1 protein-coding gene and 1 pseudogene are annotated in these 5,192 nt (G+C 36.9%); both read right to left on the reverse strand.

The features are described 5' to 3' along the window. Positions 1-5,027: autotransporter-associated N-terminal domain-containing protein (locus EII29_RS10985; protein WP_125237564.1), on the reverse strand; the 5,027-nt coding region annotated here is incomplete at its 3' end. A 60-nt stretch (positions 5,028-5,087) separates the two neighbouring features. Beyond that, positions 5,088-5,192: pseudogene (locus EII29_RS10990) on the reverse strand (OmpA family protein); the annotation flags it as partial.

The following is a 5,192-nucleotide window of genomic DNA, read 5'->3' on the forward strand; positions in this document are numbered from 1 at the left end:
GTAAACTCTTTATCAAGTAATGTACCCGTTCTGTTTATTCTCTGTTGTACATTTGCATACTGATGTCCCATCATTTCATCTGTTGCCTGATAGAATAATGCTTCTTCATTTTTACCTATATTATTCAGCTTATTGAATAATGCTTTTTCTCTTGTTCCGAGTCCTTCCACTCCGTATCTTTGTTCAAGACCGTCAAGGAAGTTATATGTATCCGTTACTTCCACAGGAGAAGGTTCTTTTCCTGCATATGCAGTATAAGGAATTTTAGCAAGGTATACATTATTTATTAATCCTGTATTCTGATCAAGTGTTGCAGTCGCAAGCCAAGTAAATGAACCTGAATATATTTTCCAGTTTGTTACTTGTGGAGTTGCAGCTATTGTATCATTGTAAGGTTTAATTATGTCTCCATTTACTTCTATATACTTACTTGTCGTAGCTTCTGCAGCTTCCGAACCTATTATAAGATCGGCTTCGGACATTTGGATATTACTTAAGCCCAATATAGGATTTGTACCTTTTAAAGTATCAATATACATTCCGAATGAAGAACTTAATAAATCTCTATTCCCCTCAACAACTGATATGTTTACTATCGGTTGTAATATTCCATCTTTTGATATTGTTGCTGTAGGAGAACCTGCAGGTGCTTTAATTTCGACTCCTTCCACTTCTTTACCCGTAGGCTTGCTTCCAGGTGTAAATGTTTCTTGTGCTCCGGAACCTATTGTTATAGTTCCGTGATTTCTTACTGTTCCTCCTGTTACTAAGAACTGAGCATACCCTCCGGGAGAGTTTATATTAATGGTTCCATTATTTACAAGACTCGATCCTTTTCTCACTACGACTCCTACCGCTGCATTAGGTGTTCCCACTGTTGTGATAGTTCCATCATTTACTCCGGTTGCTCCGTTATCAAGATAAATTCCCATTGCTCCGTCAGCAGCCAGATTAATAGTTGCTCCCGCTGCATTTCTTACTGTTGAAGTAGTACCCGTAGCATACATTCCTATACTATTGTTTCCATTTACATTAATTACAGAGTTATTTACTATATTTCCGTTATCTGTAGCCATTCCTATACCGAATCTTGATGTTCCCGTATCGGATGCTCCTATTGTTATAGGTGCATTATTTACAGCTGTTCCTCCACCTATTGAGTAGACACCTACATTTCCTATTCCTGTTCCGAAGTTTATAGGTGCGTTATTCGTTACTGTTCCTGCTGAATATAGTCCATAGTTTTCCCCTGTTGTCGAAGTCAAAGCAGTATTATTAGTTACAGTTCCGTTGACATCATTGGAATAGACATAAATAGCTCTGTTTCCTAAAGTTATATCTGCTAATGGTGTACTTGTGAAATTAAATGGTGAACTTCCCTGTACTGCAACAAATCCGTAAGAATTATCTCCTATATTCATTTTTCCGTCATTTGTTACAATTCCTCCATTTTCAAGATAAACTCCGACAGCTTCATTGTTACCTACATTTACTATGGAACTTGGTACCAGTCTAACTGCTGTTCCTTTGGAATATATTCCTATTCCGCCGTCTCCTACTGTAACTTCTCCGTCATTGGCTACTTCATATCCGAATATACCTATTGAATTGTTTCCTGTCTTAATTTTACCTGTTGCTCCGTTACTTACTACAATATCACTTACATCTGTAAAAATTCCCACATTAGGATTGGAAATATTTGATGCATCACCCAGTGTAATAGTTCCCGAGTTATTTATTTGATAATTATTTCCAAGTCCATATATACCTACTGAACCTTCACCGGATAAATTAATATTTCCTGTTGAAACATTGTTAACTTTTATATTTGAAGGTCCCGTTCCGGTACCGTCAAAAGTTATTCCTATTGCTTTAGTTCCTGTTGAAGTTATTGTTCCTGAGTTTGTTGCCGTTCCTGTAGTTGCACCCTTTACATATAATCCTGTAGAGTTGTTTCCTAAATTAATCGTTCCTTCATTTGAAAGAAGTGAGTCATTTTCTCCATAAAGAGCTGTAGAGGAATCACCTATATTGATTATTCCCGAAGGGGCATTTGTAAGTTCGGCAAAACTTCCGTAAATAGCTGTGGAATTTGCTCCTGAAAGATTAATATTTCCGCTGTTTGTAAGTTGAACATTATTTCTTGATGCTGTCTGGTTTGCCTGTGCCATGGCAACCTGTCCTGCCTGAGTTCCCGTAATTGTGTTACTGTTGTTATTTTCAATTGATGAATTTGAAATTTCCAGCTGATTATATGCATCATTTGCATTATCAAGATCTACTGACTGATTTACTGCCAGCTTGCTTAAATAAAGCATAAATGATTTATAATCCGTACCGTTTATTGTAGCTCCTCCTAAAGCTGCTGCAAGGTTTGAAGCACTTGTATCAGATAAATTCATTGCTACGTCCTGAGCTATAAACAGTCTTGAACCTGAAGCCATGTTCAATGTCAGATTATTCATACCGTTAAATCTGCTTGTAGCCCATGCTCCTATTGCTGTGGAATCAAACGGACTGTATCCTGCACCTTTGTAAAGGAAGGCAGTTCCTCTGCTGTTTGAATCAGTTCCTCCTGCAATATTGGCAGTAATTGGAGCTGTAAATTTTATTACTCCCGTATTGTCAGTATAAAATGCTAATGATTTCTGCCCTGTATTTATTATATTGTTTGCATTAAATTCAACTGTTCCGCCTTTAGCATAAGTATTGAATGCCCCGTCTGTTGTACTTATTGTAGTATCGGCTATTTTTAAAGTCGAACCTGCTCCTGCCGAATAAGCTCCTATTGAAGCCGAACCGTCTACAGTTATATCTGATACTCCTGTTGACTGAGTAAGTGTCGCTCCGTTCATTGCGGCAAGTCCTACTGAACCGTCGGAAGCACTTAAAGCTTTTCCGTCTACAGTTATAGCTCCTGTACTGTTTACAACAGAACCGTCGGCAATTATTGCTTTTATTGATTTTCCTGAAGCGTTTATATTTCCGGTATTTGTAACCGTTCCTGAAGATTTTGAAAATATTCCGGTTGAACTGTCAGAGTTATTTACTTCAATATTTGCCCCTGTCATTAAGTCATCTGCTGCAGCGGTATATATACCTATATTAGACTTCCCATCTAATATTTTTATACTATTAGGTCTTGATCCGGCATTATTTTCACTTAAATTTACAATTCCATCATTTATAAATACGAGAATATTTTTTTCTCCATTTGTTGATTTTATAGTATAATCATTAATTGTAAATGGCTTAGTCCCTGTATAATTAAAATACATTCCTACATTTGAAGTTCCCGATAAATCCATATTAAATACAGACTCTCTCGAATTTAAAGGAATCTGTTCTATTCTATTTCCATCTGCACTTTGACTAAATGTTGCTAAACCGCCGTCAAGATCGGCCCATCCTGTAAAGGCTGCCCCTACTGAGGACTCTCCTGATATATTAATAGGCCGGTTAAGTAAAATTTCAAATCCAGGATAATCATACTTACTATTTACTATGATTCCTCTTTGATTTTTACCGTTCAAATTAAGAGCCCCTTCATTTATAATACTGTATCCTCCTTCAGCAGCAGTTCCGATAGCATAAGTATCTTTTCTATGGGGAGTTCTTCCATCCATAAATACAAAAACATTTCCATCTCCATTTAATGTAATTGTCCCTTTGTTTGCAAAATACTGAACCCTGTTCATAGAACCGCTTTCATCTAACGCAATCCATAAATAATTATCGGCACCGTTACTGTTAATTGTTCCATTATTAATAAATCCTATATTTGATTTACGACCATTTCCATGATACTGAGAAGTATACATAGCAAGTTTCAAACCATCAAGATTTATTGTTGAACCGTTACCTATATTCCATGTAGATTCTCCATGGTCATTATGTCCGTCTGTATGAAATAACCATCTCTGATAATTTGTCCCTGCTCCTTTTACATTTATTGTCGTATTTTCTATTTTAACTTCATGTCCACCGACCAATTTCATGGCAGAATAACCCGTATATCCCGTTGTATTCAAATTACTGGAATACGTACTTCCTCCATTATGTGAAGCTCCTTTATGTCCTGTAAAAGTGACTCCGTTTGTACTTATATCCATCGTAGCACCGTTATTTACAGTAACATCCATTGTTCCTCCCGATGTACTGTATTGAGCTATCATCCCTACATTCTGGTTTGAAAGACTTCCTGCCAGAGCCGTATTATTTCCTCCGTCTTTAATATACATGTCATCGCCATTTCCGGTTGCTGGAGCTGATATTACAGCTATATTTATAGTAGGAACTTGTGGAGGATTTATCGTCGGATCCGTCGGTTTAAAGTCAATAGGTGTCGGTGTCGTAGGTGTAGCTGCTGTCGGCGGTGTTAATACTAAAGCACCTTTTGCGACCGGTCTCGGTGTAATTCCGGCATTTAATTCCAACTCAACTACAGGTTCCAACACAGGTTTATTACTTGCAAGACCGTATCCCGCTTTTAATCCGCTTCTTGCATTTGATGAGGCAGAAGTAGGATCTGCCGAAACAGCCAATAAATTATAAAACGAACTTAAAGGAGATACATATCTGTTAAACTCATTTTTATCTCTTTCAAGTATTCCCTCATAAGGATATTTTTCTTTTTTATCTCCTCTTCCTTTATATGCTCCTCTCCAGTTACTATAAAAATAGTTCATTCCAAATTGCCATGAACTCCATGGAGATTTCACCACCTGATCTCCCTGTTCCATTAATTGTATTAACTCAAGATTTGCATTTTTCAGTAATCTGTTGTTTTCCCTCTTTGCCTGCTTAAATGCACTATGCATATCATTTATTGATGAATTAAGCTCTTTTCTTGTTTGACTTATGGCATTTTCAGTACTCTTCACTTCAGGTGGCGTCAAGCCTTCTGAAAATGTCAGCATCCCCATTAATAAGAAACTTAGCAAAAGACCTTTTGTGTACTTAACATCTTTACATCTTTTTGCCAATGCTCTTAAGTCCTTTTCCATTTTCTTTAAATTATTACTCATTTCTTTTCTCCCTCTCTATTTTATTTAGATTCTTAAAATAGCTTTCTTTCATAGATTTGGTTAATTCTTTCTTATCAGTTTAAATTCTATTCTTCTGTTCTGTGCTCTTCCTTCCGCTGTCTCATTTGTCGCAACAGGTTCCTCTTCCCCACGTGTCTCAACTCC

This window comes from Leptotrichia sp. OH3620_COT-345 (genome assembly GCF_003932895.1).
Lineage (GTDB): Bacteria > Fusobacteriota > Fusobacteriia > Fusobacteriales > Leptotrichiaceae > Pseudoleptotrichia.